This is a genomic window from Ensifer sp. Root1252, from assembly GCF_001425885.1.
GTDB lineage: Bacteria > Pseudomonadota > Alphaproteobacteria > Rhizobiales > Rhizobiaceae > Ensifer > Ensifer canadensis.
The window spans coordinates 306,977-323,595 of record NZ_LMDT01000034.1; the positions used below are offsets into that span (position 1 = coordinate 306,977).

Below are 16,619 nucleotides of genomic sequence, written 5' to 3' on the forward strand. Positions count from 1 at the left end.
NGTCATAGAGGTAGGCAATCGAGTTGAACTCGGTGACGTTGCCGAGCGTGTCGGTTTCGCCGTTGATGCCCTTATCCCACCAGTTGTAGAAGAAACCGGCCTTCAGGCCACCGAGCTGGATGTAGGCTTCATCRACGTCGATGAAGTCGCTATCGCCAGAGTCGGTGTCGTTGTCRGCATTGAATTCAGCAGCGAAGAAGCCGGTGAGCGTGCCGTACTCGGTGTCGCTCTTGGCATCCCATGCGACGTAAGCGCGCGAGAAGACATCCCAGTCCGACGTGGACTCCGCTGAGCTTCAGGCAGGTTTCGGTGCCCGGGATGTAGAAGTAGCCAGTGCCGAAAGCGTCGCAAACGCGAACGTATTCCATGGGCTCCGGCTCGGCKGCGACGATTGCGTCGGCTGCCTGTGCGCCGGATACTGCTGCGAGAGCTGCAGCGGAGCCGAGAAGAAGGCTCTTGATGTTCATTTCTGACCTCCAGTCAAAAGTTTCAAACGGGTCTGGGTATTTTGCTGAAGGACAGCGTTCCCTGCCCCATCCCCAACGTTCAAGAAGTCGGACGATCAACCGCCCTTGCTTCCGGATTTGAAAATACAAGACGCGGTCATCGGCGCAACGTCCAACTGATGAGATCGCGTGCTTTGCCTCGCCCTTCGCCGAACCCTGTTGCTGAAACGACACAAAATCGCCGCATGCGGCCCGAGAAAATTAACAAAGGATTAAGAAAAGCCTTTATTCCCTTGAGCTTAGCGTAAGGACAAGTGGCATCTCCTGTTTCAGAAAGAGGCAGAAAGCGGCCCAAATTGGGGGGAAACGCCGGTCCGGCTGCCAAATTCCTTGGAAGGAGCGACGTGCTGCATCGCCACATTTCTCAGAATCGACATTGCGGGTTGCCCCTCCGACAGCGGGAATCACCAGAATCAATTTGCGAGATTCGCAGTTGATCGTGCGTAGCGCCTGATTCTGAGCGGAGAAAAGCCGAGGAGATTCATGAACATTGGCGCGAATGGCGCTGCGAGTGTTTTCCCGCTCGCGACTAGACCGATGTCACATGGGTAAAGACGAGACCCATCAGCCGATGACCGAGATGCGACGAGTGGGAAAATTCAACCTTGGAAGGTGATGGCGGAGAAGAAGGGATTCGAACCCTCGATACCCTTCCGGGTATACTCCCTTAGCAGGGGAGCGCCTTCGACCACTCGGCCACCTCTCCGTTAGCGCCTGACTAGTGTCAGACCGCAGGCAATGCAAGATTTTTTTGTCGGTTTCCGGGAAATGATCGCATTTTCATGTGGGCACCGGGGGAACCAAGCCCCTCACGCGGCCGAAGACTCACGGGAAGCAGCGGTTCGACTGTGGTCGAGAGCGGCAGCAATGCGAGACGAACAGGACCGAGCCTACTGCATGTTTCCTTAGATCGTATTCGATTTAAGGATAAAAACATGCAGCAATCCAAAGTGCGACAGCGACCTTTGCGCGTCTAATAAGACGCGTGGCGCTGTAGCTTTCACCAGCACGTTTCTATGACTTTCGCGAAAGCCTATCGATCGCATCGAGCGTTGCCGCGCCAAAGTCCCCGTCGACAGGACCACTGTAAAAACCGCGATCCTTCAATAGCGCCTGCATTTCCTTGCGGAAGGCCGGCGTGAAATTGCTCGGCTGGGACTTCAACTCCTGAAGCTTGGCCGGATCGCCGCCCTCGATGCTGGCTGCCGCCCAGCGCACCGCCTCCTTCGCATCCGCCTTGGTGCCCAGGCCATAGTCATAAAGGCGGCTCAGATTTCCCATGGCGTAGGCGCTGCCGGCATTCGCCGCCATCTCGTACCAGGTGCGGGCCTGAGCATAGTCCTGGGTGACGCCGGTGCCGATATCGTAGAACCAGCCGAGCAATGCCATGGAATAGGAATCCCCGACATTGGCCGCCTTTTCATACCAGGTCTTGGCTTCGACATAGTTCTGCTCGGTGCCGAGCCCGTTCTGGTAGGCCCAACCGAGCGACGACATCGCGTTGACGTCGCCACCTTCGGCGGCCTTCTTGTACCACGACAGCGACTGCGTCAGGTCCTTGGGCAGGCCGAGGCCCTCTCTGTAGAACCAGGCCACCGTCGCCATCGCGTTGGCGTAACCCTGGTTGGCGGCCAGTTGGTACCATCTGGCCGCTTCATCATAATCCTGGGCGATGCCGCCATAGCCCTCGCGATAGAGCCAGCCGAGCGATGCCTGGCCATAGGCATTGCCGGCCTTGGCTGCTTGCTCGAACATCCGGCGGCCCTGGTCGACATCGACGGCGCCATCGGTGCCGTAAACGGAGAACCATGCCAGATTGGTCAACGCGTACATATTGCCGCCGTCGGCGGCCTTTTGATAATTGTGGCGTGCCTCGACATAGTCGCGTCCGGCATCCTGTGCCCGGCCCAACATATTGACGAGCATCATGTCATCCGGGTTTTCGTTGACCGCCTGGGCGCAGGCCGTCAGTGCGCGGGCGGAATCAAGCTTCAAGAAATTCACACCAACGAAGCCGGGCATCGACTGAGGTTCACCTGCCAGCAGATAGCAGTCGCGCGAAGCCTGCGTGTCCTTGCCGGTCTGCGAGATGTTGAGGCCCTTTTGTGGTTCGAGGGCGGCGATCTGCTGCTCGGCCTCTGCCTTATGCTTGCTGTCGGGATAGCGCTCGAGGAACCGCGTCAGCGCGGCGGCATCGGTCGATTGCTTGAGGGCATCCCAGGCGATCTCGTCAGGGGTCACGCTCGACATCTGCTCCGCCTCGGCCAGGAGCTTCAGCTTCTTCTCCGCCAACATCTTGTAGACGGGATCGGACCCATGCTTGGCGAGAAAGGCATCGATCAGGTCTTTGTCGGCGAGATCGCGGATGTTCTGCCAGTCGGCAGCGGCAGCCGACTGGCTGTTCGGCGAGAGCTGCTCGCCGTTATTCGTGATGTTGATGTTCACTTCCTTTATATTCAGGAAGATCTGCGCACCGCCAAGCGACCCATAGACAAAGGGCTCCTGACCGCGGTTTGTGACCGAAACCACCTCATCGCGGACCTTGCCCAAGGCGATTCGCACATCGACACCCGGCTCGGTGAGATATTTGGCAAGTGCGGTGGCAAACGGGCTGTTCTTGCCCTCGCCATCAAGCGCCACTGTTCCGGCCTTGGAAGCGAAAGCGACAAGCAGGTCGGCCGATTCCGGCTCGACACGCGCCAGGCCCCGCGAAACTGCGCGCGTCGAGATCGAGCGCGTCATGCTTTGCTCGAACGGATTGTTGCGACAGGCGTCGAGTATCACCAGCTTGAGCTTCGTTGCGCCCTCGAGCGAGCGCTGAACCCGATCAAGGCCAATCGCCTCGTCCTCGATATCCTTGTCCGTCTTCAATTGCACATCGGTCGGCAGCAGGAAGTTCTGGCCGTTCATTTCCATGCCGTGGCCGGAATAGTAGACGATCGCCACGTCGGCGCCCGTCGCCAGATCTTCAAAATCGCGCAGCGCCTTGACCATGTCCTGGCGCCCGAGGTCATGAACGGTGGTGACGGAATCGAAGCCGGCCTCCTCGAACGAAGCCTTCATCAGTTCGACGTCATTGGCGGGATTGTTGAGTTGCGAGGTCGCTTCGTACTTTTCGTTGCCGATCAACAGGGCAACGCGCTTTGCGGCCAAGACCTCGGCCGGCGCAAACGCCGACACCGCCACCAAAAGAATGACGAACGACCGCCAGCGCGACGAATGCCCCGAAAACATGCTCTTCCCTCCGGCGTCACCCCTTATCCACCAACTCCTCGGGAGCAGGATTGAGGAGGCGCACAACCCCAATGACGGCACTTCGGGACGATGCCAACGCCCCACAATCATGCCCAAATGAAACTATTACGTATGAGCCAGGGGCTTTCAATGTCTCCGATCGCCATATTTTTTGAGGTGGCTCGTCGTCTGCGCCGCCGCAAGGTCGAAGCAAGCAGGCGATCTTAACCCGGACGCCGCATCGCTTGCTCCGGGTGATTCCGGCCGAGCCTGATGCGTTTCCTGCGCCAATGAAAGGCTATGCGTTCTCGGAGTTTGCCATGTCGATGAAAATGCACGTCGCGGAAGCGAAGCCAGGACAGCTGGCAACGACGTATCAACACTACTTTATTGAGCGTCCCTGCCGGATTCTCATCATTGGCCAGCACCTCAAGGCAAAGACCAAATATCAATGCCTGCTGCGTCACATTTCGATCGCCGGCGCCATGCTCGATTTCAATGCCGCACTGATCGTGCCGAAACACTTCTTCCTCGAGATCGACGGATTCAAGGAAGAGATCGGCTGTTCCCAGGTCCACCGCAGCGGCGCGGAACTCGGCGTGCGCTTCAACATGCTGCTGGCGCCCGATTTCATCAGCCGGTTGATCCGCATGCAATTTTCAAGCGGTGGCTTTTGATTGTGGCCGGCTCCGGTACACGGAAAATGACCGATGTTAGATTTTTATCGAACTCCTTCAGGGGATTGCAAACTTCTCAACCGAAACTGCACTCGACTTACCTCGGCATTCACGCGAGGATTAAGCGTGGGCGAATGAGTTGCCCACGATCGAAGGCCGAGTTTGGCAATGATCGCATTTCGCGATCCGGCGTTGGCGGAGAATGACAGATGCAGCAGACGATGTATTCCTGCGTGCCCTCGCCGTTCTACGAGCGTCGCTACGAACGCTTTTCCATCGGCCATGCCGCCACCCTGACGACGGTGCAGCCGGGCCTTGGCAGCGTGTCTGTCAGGACCTGTCGGATGATCGACATTTCCCGCGGTGGCGCCAGCTTTGCCGTGCAGACCACCATCGGCCTGCCGCAGCATTATTATCTCCATATCATCGGCACAGCACTCCGCATCGGCTGCGCCGAGGTCTATCGCAACGGCGATCGCGTCGGCGTGCAATTCATCAAGCCGATCGAACAGAGCCTGCTGCGCGAGATCATCCGCCAGGAATTCTTTACCGGCCAGAACGCAAAAACGCCCAAGCGCCGCTGATGCCTCTGCGGCCGGCGCAACGGGCGTCAAAACGCAACAATTCGCGACGGCTTTCTCATCAAGGCGATTCCGCATTGCCGAAGCATGGGTTAAGTTCCGCGAACTTTGTTCGAACGGGGCCTTATATAAAGCATGTCCGCATTCTCTCGCTTCACGCCGCTCATCCAATCCCTGCCCTCCACCATTCCCTTCGTCGGGCCTGAGGCCATTGAGCGCCAGCGCGGGCGCGCCATCGCGGCCCGTATTGGCGCCAACGAAAGCGGGTTCGGACCTGCTGAAAGCGTCGTGCAGGCGATGCGAGAGGCGGCAACGGGAACGTGGAAATATGCGGACCCGGAAAACCATGATCTGAAGCAGGCGCTGGCTGCCCGGCTCGGTGTCCCTGCCGCCAACATTGCGATCGGCGAAGGCATCGATGGCCTGCTCGGGCAGATCGTGCGGCTCGTCATCGAACCCGGCATGCCGGTCGTCACATCGCTCGGTGCCTATCCGACCTTCAACTATCACGTCGTCGGTCACGGGGGCCGGCTGGTGACGGTGCCGTATGTCGGCGATCGCGAGGACCTCGATGGCTTGCTTGCAGCCGTCGAAAAGGAAAACGCCCCGCTCGTCTATTTCGCCAATCCTGACAATCCGATGGGAAGCTGGTGGGACGCCGAGCGCATCGTCGAGTTCGCCAGGGCCTTGCCCGAAACAACGCTCTTCATTCTTGACGAAGCCTATTGCGAAACCGCTCCTGCTGGGGCCCTACCCGCCATCAACAGCTTGATCGACATGCCAAATGTCGTGAGGACTCGGACCTTCTCCAAGGCCTATGGCCTTGCCGGGTCACGGGTTGGTTACGTCATCACCACGCCCGGGACTGCCCAGGCATTCGACAAGATCCGCAATCATTTCGGGATGAACCGGATCGGCGTGGCGGCGGCGGTGGCGGCGCTTGCGGATCAGGATTATCTGAACTCGGTAACGGCAAGGATCGCGCATTCGCGCGAACGCATCGCAGAGATCGCCAGGCGCAACGGATTGTCGCCGCTCGTTTCTGCGACCAATTTCGTTGCGATCGATTGTGGACGGGACGCGGTCTATGCGCGTGCGATCGTCGATACACTGATGAGCGACCACGGCATCTTCATCCGCATGCCCGGCGTAGCCCCGCTCAATCGCTGCATTCGCGTCAGCACCGGGCCGGAAGCGGAGATGGATCTGCTTGAAGCTGCCCTGCCGCAGGTTCTGGCCAAACTGGCAGGCGGCCAATAGGCCTTCATCTCCGGCGCCTGCGCGCTGGCGGGCGCCGCTGGACGGGAGCTTGCTCCCGCCTTGTCGTTCAGTGAACGGTCATCCATTCGCGGGCGGCACGAAGCGCGGCTGCGAGGTCGGATTTGCTCATGGTCATCGAGAGGTCAGCGCGCAGATCAACGGCGCGGTCGCAGCCCTTGATCGCGGCAATGTTCAGCCATTTGTGGGCGGCCACCAGATCGACCGGCCGACCGCGGCCGGTCGCATAGGCCAGACCCATTTCGCAGAACACGTCCGCCTGGTTTTCACCACCCATCGCGGTATTCGAAGCAACCTGCATATCAAAGCGTGCCATTGTCTTGTCCCTGTTTTGCCTGGTTGGTTTTCCGAAGCGGCCCGCCCTTTGGAGGCGGACCATGCTCCAGATCAGCATTCGTTTTTGGTCCCTGTTCGACCGCGCCTCTTTGTGGGCCTTTCCGAACCGCGCCATCTTTTGCAGCGTCGTCTTCGGTCATTTGGCGGGGTGAATTTCTCCGCTCGTCTTATGGGTCTTACTATGCAGCACGGCCTTCAATACGCGCTTAAAATGCATGATTAATTTGCGACAAACAAAGTCCAAACACTTGGTAAACTTGAGTTTTTGTTAAACATCGAAAGGCCGGAAATCCGGCGCATTCGAATAAAAATTTACGAAATATTCAACTGCCGATTTCAACCAAACGGTAACCACGAAACAAGCACCCGGCCTGCCAACGCCGTCCTTCCTCGATTTTTCTCCGCCTGAACCCGGCAAAGAAAAAGCATAAACGGCCTTGTTCAAGCCAGTTTACCTTTACGTACGCGTAAGCTATCGTGCGCGCGGCGGTGAGGAGACTGCCTTTCAAACGAGGATATCTGCAGAGATGCCGGCGAAGCGGACCGCGCCGGCAACTTCTATCTGGAGGAATGAATGTACCGTACCCTGTTCATGACCGCGGCTCTCGCTCTTGGCGTCGTCGGAACGGCCGTTGCCGCCGAACCGATCGTCGGCAACTGGAAGACCGCAACCGGCGCTACGGCCGAGATTGCCCCTTGCGGCGGCGCTTTCTGCGTCACGCTGAAGACTGGCAAACACGCCGGCAAGCGGATCGGCAACCTGTCCGGCACGGATGGCAGCTATTCCGGAGAGATCACCGATCCCGAAACCGACAAGACCTATAGCGGCTCGGGTGCAGTCAGCGGCAACTCGCTGAAGATGAAGGGCTGCGTGCTCAAGATTCTCTGCAAATCGCAGACCTGGTCGCGCCTCTAGCTAGAGCATGTCGCGCAAAAGTGTGCCGCGCGTTTGCGATAACGGCATGCGTAAAACAAGAACTTAAATCGCGAGATCGCGACGCGCTTTAAGATCGATACAAAAGGGTGGCCATCGGGGTCGCTCCCAGAGCGTTGACAAACCCGCCGATATTTTCGGTGGGTTTTGTTTTTGAAATGTCAGGCGCATCCAGCCGCCTGCCAAAGACCGCCCATCTGCCGCATCGTTGGCTTGGGCGCGCGCCCTGCCCCGCGAGAACGGCGGCTATTTCAATCGCAAGATGAACGCCAGATGAACGACCGTATCAGCAAGAGTTCAGTTTGGTTGTGCGAAAACACGCTCAATCGATTTGAACCGCCTCCAGACCAACGGACAGAACCATGGACATTCTTGCTCGGCGCCTCACTATTATCAGCCTTCTTATGGTTGTTTTTGCGATGACCCTCGCGGCCGCAGTCAGCGCAGATACCGAACGTCGCCGCAGCAACACTTATCTCGGCTCGCTGACGGATTGCACAGCGCATACAGCGCAATACTGCCAAGCCAAGCTCTAAGGGAGAAACCGACATGCTGGCCGCCCTTTCCACATCCGCCTTTCTCTCGCTGCGTGTTCTTGCACTTGCCAGCCTGCTGATGGCGCCGGTTGGGGCGCTCGCCTATAGCAAGGCCAATGGCCTCGGCATCGGCAAGCAGGGCGCCGGCCTCGTTCTCTTCGTGACGCTGCAGCGTCAATCCATGAGCTGACCGAAGGCGCCACCGGCGCCTTTTAATTTGCCTGTCTCTCTTGCATCGCCGAGCGCCTTCCTGTCCTTTCACGGCTGAAAGGATCTGCTATCGATGCCAGCCTATGCCGTCTATTCCCTTGCCGCCCTTGCCGAGATCGCAGGATGTTTCGCCTTCTGGGCCTGGCTGAAACTCGACAAGCCGATCTGGTGGCTGATCCCGGGCATGGCGTCGCTGGCACTGTTTGCCTGGCTGCTGACACTGATCGACAGCTCGGCAGCCGGCCGAGCCTATGCGGCCTACGGCGGGGTCTATATCGCCGCGTCACTCATCTGGCTGTGGCTTGCCGAAGGCGTGCGGCCCGATCGCTGGGATCTGACCGGAATGGTCGTCGCGCTCATAGGCAGCGCCCTCATCCTTGCTGGACCACGCTAAGACCGCTTCTGCATAATGCCTTAAAGGCATTTATGCAGAGAGTTTAAAGCGTTACAGCGTCCTTTGCGCGTCATATCTGACGCGCAACGCTGTAAAGTTGTTCTGCCAGACGCGGTTGTGCATGCCAGCATCTTGTCGTTTGCTTGTCAGAGGCCTCAGCCTATAATGCGACATGAACAAGCGAATCTCTTCACACTCCGTCCTTTCCGTCTCCACACCCGATCCGTTCGAGCCGCAGTTCTTCGATGATCCGGCGGCGGCAGTCGATTGCCTGGAGGCGCTCTACGATCGCAATACCCGGTTCCTCACAGAGGCTTTCGAGGGGCTGGGCAAGAACGGCGTGACCCTGACGCGCTACCGCGCCTGCTACCCGCAGGTCAGCATCGAGACCAGCAGCTTCGGCCATGTCGATTCCCGCCTGTCCTACGGTTATGTCAGCGCACCGGGCGTCTACACCACGACGATCACGCGACCAAAACTGTTTCGGCACTATCTGAAGGAACAGTTGGGGCACCTGATGCGTAATCACGGCCTCGGCATTACCGTGTCCGAATCCTCCACCCCGGTCCCGCTGCATTTCGCCTTCGGCGAAGGCGCCCACGTCGAAGCGTCGGCGGGCGAAGCCATCGATATTCCGCTACGCGACCTGTTCGACGCACCTGATCTGACGACGACCGACGACGAGATCGCCAACGGCTCCTACGAACCTGGCCCGGGCGAACCCTCCCCGCTTGCACCGTTCACCGCGCAGCGCATCGACTATTCGCTTGCCCGCCTCAGCCACTACACGGCCACGAGTGCGACGCATTTCCAGAACTTCGTACTGTTCACCAACTATCAGTTCTACATCGACGAGTTCTGCGCCTGGGCGCGCCAGCAGATGGCGGAGGGCGGCAACGGCTACACGGCCTTCGTCGAGCCCGGCAACATCATCACGCCTGCCGGTTCCGACAAGCCGGAAACGGACTATACGCTCGCCCGCCTGCCGCAGATGCCCGCCTACCACCTGAAGAAGAAGGGCCACGGCGGCATCACCATGGTCAATATCGGCGTTGGCCCATCGAACGCCAAGACGATCACCGACCATATCGCCGTGCTGCGCCCGCATGTCTGGCTGATGCTCGGGCACTGCGCCGGGCTCAGGAACAGCCAGCGCCTCGGCGACTATGTTCTTGCCCATGCCTATATGCGCGAAGACCATGTGCTGGACGACGACCTGCCGGTCTGGATCCCCCTGCCGGCACTTGCCGAAGTGCAGGTGGCGTTGCAGGACGCCGTGGCGGAGGTCACCGGCTACCGCGACTATGATCTCAAGCAGATCATGCGCACCGGCACCGTTGCCACCATCGACAACCGCAACTGGGAACTGCGCGACCAGCGCGGACCGGTCAAGCGCCTGTCGCAGGCGCGCGCGATCGCACTCGACATGGAATCGGCGACGATCGCGGCCAACGGCTTCCGCTTCCGCGTGCCCTACGGCACGCTGCTTTGCGTTTCAGACAAGCCGCTTCACGGCGAGTTGAAGCTTCCGGGCATGGCAACAGCCTTCTACCGGACACAGGTCAGCCAGCATCTGAAGATCGGGATCCTCGCTTTGCAGAAACTTGCGGCGATGCCGCCTGAGAAGCTGCACTCCCGCAAGCTCAGAAGCTTCTACGAGACGTCGTTCCAGTAACCGTGACGGCGCCTACGGCTTTCTCTGCAGAAGCATCGACAGCATCGTGCCCGCGACAGCGGACACGATGATCAGCAGATGCGCGTTGACGCCGGCGCCGGCCAATTGCTCCAGCGCTGCGCGGTCCGCCCCTGCTCCGAAAGAAACGGCGCCGGCGGCGATCGCTGCGGGATAAGTGCCGACGCCCGCCGGCGCGTGCATCGGCAAGACGGAGGAGAGTTCGCCGCCAAGAGCCCCGCCAAAACAGGCAGCAAGCGGCGCGACACCCATGATCGCCAGAACCCAGGCGAGAACCACCACCTTGACCGCCCAATTCAGAATGGTCATCGCCCAGGCCCTGAGGAATGCCTTTGTCGTGCCGGGCAGACCTGTATCCAGCTCTTCGACGATCGATTCCAGTCTTGCCGGCAGCAACCGCCGCGCCAGGGCGACAACGCGATCCTTCAACAGAAAGAACGGAAGTGGCGCGACCAGCGCCGCGATCCAGAGCGCCCAGGCGACGCCTGATCCGCGGCCAAAAACCAGGCCGACTGCGGCGACCGTCAACAGGGCATGCAGGTCGAGCAGCCGCATGACCAGAAGTGCCGCGGTCCCCCGCGCCAGCGGGATGGAGAATTCCGACCGCATCAACAGTGGAAAGCTCGTCTCTCCGGCGCGAAAAGGCAACATGATGTTCAGGAGATTGTGGACTTGGGTGACGCGAAACAGCGCCAGAAACCGGCCTGACGTTTCCGCCGGGAAATAATCATAGATGCGATAGCAGCGAATGAAATAGGTGGCGACAAGAAGTATCAGGGCCGCGAGCCCGGAACCGACGCCGATTTTCGTCCATTGATCGAGCAGCGTTCGCCAGCCCCAGATCCACTGGACAAAAACCGCATAGGCGACAATCGCCGCGGCCGATATCAGCGTCACACGGTTGCGCGCCAGCCACGATCGCCGCTCGAACTCGCAGCCAGAATTCATCAGACGCCGATTTCCCGTGTTGAAACACAACTTTGCACGTTGGTTATCACCGATAACTGTGCAAGAAAATGATTATGTAAGCGCACCCCTATTCTTCCGGCTCGTGCAAGGCGCGCCGAATGCACGAGCGATCCCATGCTGCCCATCGAGCTATCCGTCGTCATCCCAGTCTTCAACGAAGAGGACAGCATTGAGCCGCTCATCACGCGCGTCAGTGACGCCATGGTGAATTTTTCAGCCCCTTGGGAGCTGATCCTGGTCGATGACGGCAGCACCGATCGCACGCTCACCAATGCAAGGAAGGCGCTCTGTCGCCCCGATCTTCAGCTGAAAATCATCGAACTGCAGAAGAACTTCGGGCAGACCGCCGCCATGCAATCCGGCATCGACGCGGCGTCCGGCCGGTTGATCGCCACACTCGACGGTGATCTGCAGAACGACCCGGTCGATATTCCCGCTATGGTCAAAGCAATCGAGGAGCGGCAACTCGACCTGCTCGTCGGCTGGCGCAAGAATCGTCAAGATGGGCTGTTGCTCAGAAAAATCCCGTCCTGGTGCGCCAACCGGCTAATCGGCAAGATCACCGGCGTCCGGCTGCACGACTATGGTTGCAGCCTGAAGGTTTACCGCGCCTCGATCATCAAGCAGGTCAAGCTGATGGGCGAGATGCATCGCTTCATCCCCGCCTGGGTCGCAGGGGTCGTACCCAGCAGCCGCATCGGCGAAATGCCGGTGACCCACCACGCGCGCCAGCATGGCCACTCGAAATACGGTATCTCGCGCACCTTCCGCGTGATCCTCGATCTGCTTTCGGTTCTGTTCTTCATGCGCTACAAGGCGCGCCCGGGCCACTTCTTCGGCTCGATCGGGCTTGCAGCCGGGGCGGCGAGCGTCCTCATCCTGCTCTATCTTGCCTTCGACAAGTTCCTTCTCGGCAACGACATCGGCACCCGCCCGATGCTGATCGTTGGCGTGATGCTGTTTCTGTCGTCGGTGCAACTCGTGACAACAGGCATTCTCGCCGAGATGATGGCGCGTGCCTATTTCCGCGACGACGAAACCACCAGCTATATCGTGCGTGAGGTCTTTGTACGGGATCAAACGAATGTTTGAGTTCGTCGAGCGGCGACCCAACCTCGTCACCGCCCTACTCGCCGGCTATTTCCTGCTCTGCATCAGCCTGCGTCTCGCCGTTTCGAATTCGCTCGAAATCGACGAGGCGGAGCAGGCATTCGTGTCGCAGTTCCTGCGGCTCGGTTACGGCGCGCAACCGCCCTTCTACAACTGGCTGCAATACGGGCTTGCATCCGTTTTCGGACCGTCTCTCGCGACGATGACGGTGCTCAAGAACCTGCTTCTGTTTCTTTGCTGTCTCTTCTATGGCTTCGCCGCGCGCGAAGTCCTTGCAGAAAAGCGCCTGGCGCTGATTGCCATGCTCGGCGTGCTGACACTGCCGCCGATTTTCCTACTTGCGCAGCGTGACCTTTCCCATACGGTCGCGGCACTGTTCGCCGTATCACTGTTTCTCTACGGCTTCCTGCGGACATTGGTCCGGCCGAGTCTCGCGGCCTATCTGCTGACCGGCCTTGCTGTCGGCATCGGCTTCATCTCCAAGTACAATTTTGCGCTTGTACCCGCCGCTGCCGTCCTTGCCATTCTGCCGGAACCCAAGCTACGCGAGCGCCTTTTCGACTGGCGTATCCTGGTCTCGCTGTTGGTTGCGGCACTGATCGCTTTGCCGCATGGCTGGTGGATCCTCGAAAACCTCGGCTCCGCCTCAAACAACACCTTTCTTGAGATGCGCGAGGCCCATTCCGAAGGCCGCCTCGCACAGGCGTTCGGCGGCGTGGTTTCGCTCATTGCCGCCACGATCCGCGGCGGTATCGTGCCGCTGATCGTGTTCGGACTCATATTCCGCAAGAGCATTCCTGCGATTTGGTCGGCGCAAAGCCAATGGACTCGCGTTGTCGGCCGTATGCTTGCAATCTGCCTCGTGGCAGTCCTATTGATTGTTCTGGGGGTCGGAGCCACGCATATCCGGGAAAAGTGGCTCGTGCTCTTCCTGATTCTCCTGCCGCTCTATCTCTGCCTCAAGGTCGAAGCGGCTGGCGTCGATGCCGCGTTTAAACTTCGACCGTTCCTGTGGCTCGTGGCCTTCATCGTGCTCACTACGCTGATGGTGGTTTCCGCCCGCGCAATCGTGCGGCCGCTCTTCGGCAAATATTCGCGATTGAGCATTCCCTACGCCACGCTGGCCGAAGCGGTCGTTAAGCTCGGGGGTCGCGAACCGGCCCTGATCCTTGCGAAAGACAGGTTGATCGGTGGCAACCTTCGCACGCACCTTCACGATGCTCCCGTGCTCACCCCCGGCTATCTTGACGCAGGGACGGCCAGCGCATCGTTGCCGCTGCTCGTCGTCTGGAGCGATGACGGCAAGGCGGAGCCAATCCTGCCCGAGGCGCTGGCAAACGCCATGAAAACGCGTGGATTTTCGACGACGTCGGCAACGCCACAGGTTCTGTCCCTGCCCTACCTGCACGGCAAGGCTGAAGACCGGTACACTTTCGGCTACCTCTGGGTCAGGGACTGACCCGGGGTCACGAACTAGACCGGTCGGCGCCGACGAGCAGTTTGAGTTCGCCGGGATGGATCCTCAACGCGACGTCGCGGCCCATTGGCAGAAGTTCGCCATCGATAACGCAGTTGATCTTCCGGTCGACCTTGGGGAAATGCAGGTCCAAAGCATGGCCGCTCATCTCGGTAATAACCGGATTGTCGCGGAACTTGCCGCGCAGCACGTCGAGCGCAAGCTTGGCAACGCCGGGCGGGCTCAACGGCGGTGCCGTGTAGAAGCCGAGATGGCCGGCGGTCACGTCATCAGCATACATCAGCGTATCGCGCCCGAACGGGTTGTTCGACACGGACACAGCCGAAACGTGCCGGCTTTCATGGTGACCATCCACGTCGAACTCGATCTCGAAATCCGGCGGATTGAGAATGACCCCGACCGCAGCGCGCGTGCTCGCCGTGATCTTGCCCAGGCGCGATCGAAAACTGAACGATTCGCGGTAGCGCACCATGCGAGCATGCAGACCCATCGAGAACTGGTGGACGAAGGCTCGGCCATCGGCGCTGCCGATATCGCCGTCGATGATCGTGCCCTGCGCCAGAACTTCCGGCACCTTCCAGATATCGAGCGGCAATTTCAGCGTGCGCGCAAAAAGGTTCATCGTCCCCGCAGGAACGACCCCAAGCGGCATGCCGGTTTTCCAGGCAACGCCCGCGGCTGCCGAAATCGTACCGTCGCCGCCACCCGCCACGATTGCGTCGAGATCGTCGCGCCGGCAGGTCTTTTCCAGGGTCTCCTGCATCTCGGCGCCCGAGACGGTCGCGATCTCGATCTGGTGACCCGCATCGCGAAAGACCGCCTCAACCCTGTTGCCATAGGCCGCCATGTCCGTCGTTCGGAAGGTCCCACCATCCCGATTGAAGATAGCTTTGATTTTCATGAAAGGCTTACAGGCTCCATTGCCGTGGCACACGGGCGTCCACTGCGATGAGATAATCGCAATCGGCGCCGTTTCCAGAGCCTTACCAAAACTTAACCTTGAACCCGCGTCGGCGGGCGCTCGAATTCACCGTCGCTGCCCACCTTTGTCTGCAGGGCGGCAACGTCGCCGACCTGCTTCGGCGTCACTCCGGCAGCTTGAGCGGACCACCTGTCTTGATCGAGCGGATGGCGAAGTTGGAACGGATGTCAGTCACGCCGGGCATGGCCAGCAATGTCTCCGTCAGCAGCGTCTCATAGGCGGAGAGATCTTCGACGACGACCTCAGCAAGAAAATCGGCATTTCCGGAGATCAGGAAGCAGGAGACAACTTCGGGAATGGCAAGCAGCGCCTCTTGCTGACGCTGGGCATTCTCGCGGCTGTGCTGGCCGACCTTGATTTCCACGAAAACGGTCAGGCCGAGCCCGACTTCCTTGCGATCGATGTCGGCCCGATAACCGCGCAGGATCCCCGATTTCTCCAGATTGCGGATGCGCCGCAGGCATGGCGACGGCGACAGATTGACACGTTCGGCAATCTCCACGTTCGTTGCCCGCGCGTCCTCCTGTAAGATCTTGAGAATCGCGAGATCGAATTTATCTAGACTTGGCATAGTTGATAATCCAGTGAGGCCGTATTGGCATATGATTGCGCACCATAGGCCATTTGAAGCATAAATCGCAAGGACATGCCCCGCCCCCAGGCAGTAATCTTCTTCCCAGGCCCAAGCGATTGTGGGCATTTAAATCGGGAAGGAAAATCAGATGGTTGCGCTCACACTCGATCGCGGCAACGCCACGCCTGTCGCCGCCGGCTATGCCGGCGCCTTCGTCACCGTCCTGATCTGGGCGGGGTGGATTCTTGCGACACGGCATACCGCCGGCACCGCACTCGGCACAATCGATCTCGGCCTCATCCGCTACGGCGTTCCTGCGCTGGTTCTTGCACCGGTTTGGCTCAAGATCGGGCTCCTGCCGCGCAAGCTTCCGCTGCTCCTGCTTCTCCTGATGGTGGCTGGTTCCGGCGCGCTGTTCTTTCAGGTCGCGGCCTTCGCCATCCATGCGACGCCCGCCTCTTCGGTCGGCGTGCTGCTCGGGGGCTCGATGCCGCTGGCGACGGCGCTGATCGGCATCACCCTCTTCGGAGAGCGTCCAGACCGGATGCGCATCGTCGGCTTTGCCGCCATCGTTGCGGGCGTTGCCCTTCTGCTCGCCCGCAGCCTTGCCGGCACCACTGGCACCGGCTGGACCGGCTACGCCCTCCTTCCGGCGGCAGCCACGCTCTGGGCGATCTATACCCACGCCTTCCGGCGCTCCGGCCTCAGCCCGCTCGAAGGCAGTGCACTGATCGCCGTCTGGTCTTTTCTTATCCACCTGCTGCTTGCCGGCATCTTCGGCAGCACGCTTGCAAGCGTTCCGCTGAAGGAGATCGCGCTGCAAATCACCAGCCAGGGCCTGCTCTCGGGCCTCGTCGCGATGGTCGCCTATGGCGTGGCCGTTCGCAGCCTCGGCGGAACTCAGGCCGCCGCCTTCACCGCGCTGACCCCGGTACTGGCAATGTTCGGCGGCGCAATTCTTCTCGGTGAACAGATCGGCCCGTTCGAAATTGTCGCCGCCATTGTCACGGCGGTCGGCGTGGCGCTCTCGACCGGCATCCTTTCACCGCGCAAGGCGTGAAGGATCAGAACGGAAAATGGCCCGGAAGCGAAAGCTTCCGGGCCACTCTGTTGCTTGGTACCGTCATT

Annotated in this window: 16 protein-coding genes, 1 tRNA gene and 1 pseudogene; 11 read left to right on the forward strand and 7 right to left on the reverse strand. The window is 59.9% G+C overall.

Annotated elements, in window-relative coordinates; genetic code table 11:
• Position 1: 1 nt before the first annotated feature.
• The 3 genes and pseudogenes from ASD02_RS40080 to ASD02_RS28265 all read right to left on the reverse strand — a co-directional run.
• Positions 2–467 (reverse strand): annotated as a pseudogene (locus ASD02_RS40080) (porin); the annotation flags it as partial.
• Between the two features lie 655 nt (positions 468–1,122).
• Positions 1,123–1,212 (reverse strand) — tRNA-Ser (locus tag ASD02_RS28260).
• A 308-nt stretch (positions 1,213–1,520) separates the two neighbouring features.
• The gene (locus tag ASD02_RS28265; protein WP_025426375.1) at positions 1,521–3,740 is read right to left on the reverse strand and encodes a caspase family protein; all 2,220 of its coding nucleotides are present in this window, start codon (positions 3,738–3,740) and stop codon (positions 1,521–1,523) included.
• Between the two features lie 254 nt (positions 3,741–3,994).
• On the opposite strand from ASD02_RS28265, the gene ASD02_RS28270 reads away from it, so the two are divergent.
• The 3 genes from ASD02_RS28270 (at position 3,995) to ASD02_RS28280 (ending at position 6,258) form a co-directional block, all read left to right on the forward strand.
• Positions 3,995–4,417, forward strand: coding sequence for a hypothetical protein (locus ASD02_RS28270; protein ID WP_244445421.1), 423 nt, complete (start codon positions 3,995–3,997; stop codon positions 4,415–4,417).
• Between the two features lie 209 nt (positions 4,418–4,626).
• Positions 4,627–5,001 carry a PilZ domain-containing protein gene (locus ASD02_RS28275; RefSeq protein ID WP_025426373.1) on the forward strand — a complete coding sequence of 125 codons (375 nt, stop codon included), beginning with the start codon at positions 4,627–4,629 and terminating at the stop codon, positions 4,999–5,001.
• Positions 5,002–5,133: 132 nt separating this feature from the next.
• A complete protein-coding gene (locus ASD02_RS28280) occupies positions 5,134–6,258 on the forward strand; it encodes a pyridoxal phosphate-dependent aminotransferase (RefSeq protein WP_025426372.1) in 1,125 nt (374 codons plus the stop codon).
• A gap of 67 nt (positions 6,259–6,325) precedes the next feature.
• Here ASD02_RS28280 and ASD02_RS28285 read toward each other — a convergent pair whose 3' ends face one another.
• On the reverse strand, positions 6,326–6,592 hold the full coding sequence (locus tag ASD02_RS28285) for a sel1 repeat family protein (RefSeq protein ID WP_025426371.1): 267 nt from the start codon (positions 6,590–6,592) through the stop codon (positions 6,326–6,328).
• Between the two features lie 594 nt (positions 6,593–7,186).
• Between ASD02_RS28285 and ASD02_RS28290 the strand changes: the two genes are divergently transcribed.
• The 5 genes from ASD02_RS28290 (at position 7,187) to ASD02_RS28300 (ending at position 10,361) form a co-directional block, all read left to right on the forward strand.
• On the forward strand, positions 7,187–7,528 hold the full coding sequence (locus ASD02_RS28290; RefSeq protein WP_025426370.1) for a DUF2147 domain-containing protein: 342 nt from the start codon (positions 7,187–7,189) through the stop codon (positions 7,526–7,528).
• A gap of 380 nt (positions 7,529–7,908) precedes the next feature.
• Entirely contained in the window at positions 7,909–8,082 is a 174-nt protein-coding gene (locus ASD02_RS39275) for a hypothetical protein (protein WP_025426369.1), read from the forward strand.
• Between the two features lie 13 nt (positions 8,083–8,095).
• The gene (locus tag ASD02_RS38635) at positions 8,096–8,272 is read left to right on the forward strand and encodes a hypothetical protein (RefSeq protein WP_162174731.1); all 177 of its coding nucleotides are present in this window, start codon (positions 8,096–8,098) and stop codon (positions 8,270–8,272) included.
• Positions 8,273–8,365: 93 nt separating this feature from the next.
• Positions 8,366–8,686, forward strand: a complete 321-nt coding sequence (locus ASD02_RS28295; RefSeq protein ID WP_025426367.1) for a YnfA family protein — start codon at positions 8,366–8,368, stop codon at positions 8,684–8,686.
• Positions 8,687–8,858: 172 nt separating this feature from the next.
• Positions 8,859–10,361, forward strand: coding sequence for an AMP nucleosidase (locus ASD02_RS28300; protein ID WP_025426366.1), 1,503 nt, complete (start codon positions 8,859–8,861; stop codon positions 10,359–10,361).
• 12 nt (positions 10,362–10,373) lie between these two features.
• Here ASD02_RS28300 and ASD02_RS28305 read toward each other — a convergent pair whose 3' ends face one another.
• On the reverse strand, positions 10,374–11,327 hold the full coding sequence (locus tag ASD02_RS28305; protein WP_025426365.1) for a lysylphosphatidylglycerol synthase domain-containing protein: 954 nt from the start codon (positions 11,325–11,327) through the stop codon (positions 10,374–10,376).
• Positions 11,328–11,462: 135 nt separating this feature from the next.
• Here ASD02_RS28305 and ASD02_RS28310 point away from each other — a divergent pair, with 135 nt between their 5' ends.
• On the forward strand, positions 11,463–12,440 hold the full coding sequence (locus ASD02_RS28310) for a glycosyltransferase family 2 protein (RefSeq protein ID WP_025426364.1): 978 nt from the start codon (positions 11,463–11,465) through the stop codon (positions 12,438–12,440).
• On the forward strand, positions 12,433–13,917 hold the full coding sequence (locus tag ASD02_RS28315) for a glycosyltransferase family 39 protein (protein WP_025426363.1): 1,485 nt from the start codon (positions 12,433–12,435) through the stop codon (positions 13,915–13,917). The genes ASD02_RS28310 and ASD02_RS28315 overlap by 8 nt, the downstream gene beginning before the upstream one ends.
• Positions 13,918–13,924: 7 nt before the next feature.
• Here the strand turns inward: ASD02_RS28315 and ASD02_RS28320 are convergent, their stop codons facing one another.
• Positions 13,925–14,836, reverse strand: a complete 912-nt coding sequence (locus tag ASD02_RS28320; RefSeq protein ID WP_025426362.1) for a diacylglycerol kinase family protein — start codon at positions 14,834–14,836, stop codon at positions 13,925–13,927.
• 184 nt (positions 14,837–15,020) lie between these two features.
• Positions 15,021–15,488 carry an Lrp/AsnC family transcriptional regulator gene (locus tag ASD02_RS28325; protein WP_025426361.1) on the reverse strand — a complete coding sequence of 156 codons (468 nt, stop codon included), beginning with the start codon at positions 15,486–15,488 and terminating at the stop codon, positions 15,021–15,023.
• Positions 15,489–15,639: 151 nt separating this feature from the next.
• Between ASD02_RS28325 and ASD02_RS28330 the strand changes: the two genes are divergently transcribed.
• Positions 15,640–16,551, forward strand: coding sequence for a DMT family transporter (locus ASD02_RS28330; RefSeq protein ID WP_025426360.1), 912 nt, complete (start codon positions 15,640–15,642; stop codon positions 16,549–16,551).
• The last annotated feature ends 68 nt before the right edge of the window (positions 16,552–16,619 follow it).

Coding starts and splice junctions, on each gene's coding strand:
- ASD02_RS28265 (WP_025426375.1), bottom strand. CDS start 3,740: ATGTTTTCGGGGCATTCGTCGCGCTGGCGGTCGTTCGTCATTCTTTTG.
- ASD02_RS28275 (WP_025426373.1), top strand. CDS start 4,627: ATGCAGCAGACGATGTATTCCTGCGTGCCCTCGCCGTTCTACGAGCGT.
- ASD02_RS28280 (WP_025426372.1), top strand. CDS start 5,134: ATGTCCGCATTCTCTCGCTTCACGCCGCTCATCCAATCCCTGCCCTCC.
- ASD02_RS28285 (WP_025426371.1), bottom strand. CDS start 6,592: ATGGCACGCTTTGATATGCAGGTTGCTTCGAATACCGCGATGGGTGGT.
- ASD02_RS28290 (WP_025426370.1), top strand. CDS start 7,187: ATGTACCGTACCCTGTTCATGACCGCGGCTCTCGCTCTTGGCGTCGTC.
- ASD02_RS39275 (WP_025426369.1), top strand. CDS start 7,909: ATGGACATTCTTGCTCGGCGCCTCACTATTATCAGCCTTCTTATGGTT.
- ASD02_RS38635 (WP_162174731.1), top strand. CDS start 8,096: ATGCTGGCCGCCCTTTCCACATCCGCCTTTCTCTCGCTGCGTGTTCTT.
- ASD02_RS28295 (WP_025426367.1), top strand. CDS start 8,366: ATGCCAGCCTATGCCGTCTATTCCCTTGCCGCCCTTGCCGAGATCGCA.
- ASD02_RS28300 (WP_025426366.1), top strand. CDS start 8,859: ATGAACAAGCGAATCTCTTCACACTCCGTCCTTTCCGTCTCCACACCC.
- ASD02_RS28305 (WP_025426365.1), bottom strand. CDS start 11,327: ATGAATTCTGGCTGCGAGTTCGAGCGGCGATCGTGGCTGGCGCGCAAC.
- ASD02_RS28310 (WP_025426364.1), top strand. CDS start 11,463: ATGCTGCCCATCGAGCTATCCGTCGTCATCCCAGTCTTCAACGAAGAG.
- ASD02_RS28315 (WP_025426363.1), top strand. CDS start 12,433: ATGTTTGAGTTCGTCGAGCGGCGACCCAACCTCGTCACCGCCCTACTC.
- ASD02_RS28320 (WP_025426362.1), bottom strand. CDS start 14,836: ATGAAAATCAAAGCTATCTTCAATCGGGATGGTGGGACCTTCCGAACG.
- ASD02_RS28325 (WP_025426361.1), bottom strand. CDS start 15,488: ATGCCAAGTCTAGATAAATTCGATCTCGCGATTCTCAAGATCTTACAG.
- ASD02_RS28330 (WP_025426360.1), top strand. CDS start 15,640: ATGGTTGCGCTCACACTCGATCGCGGCAACGCCACGCCTGTCGCCGCC.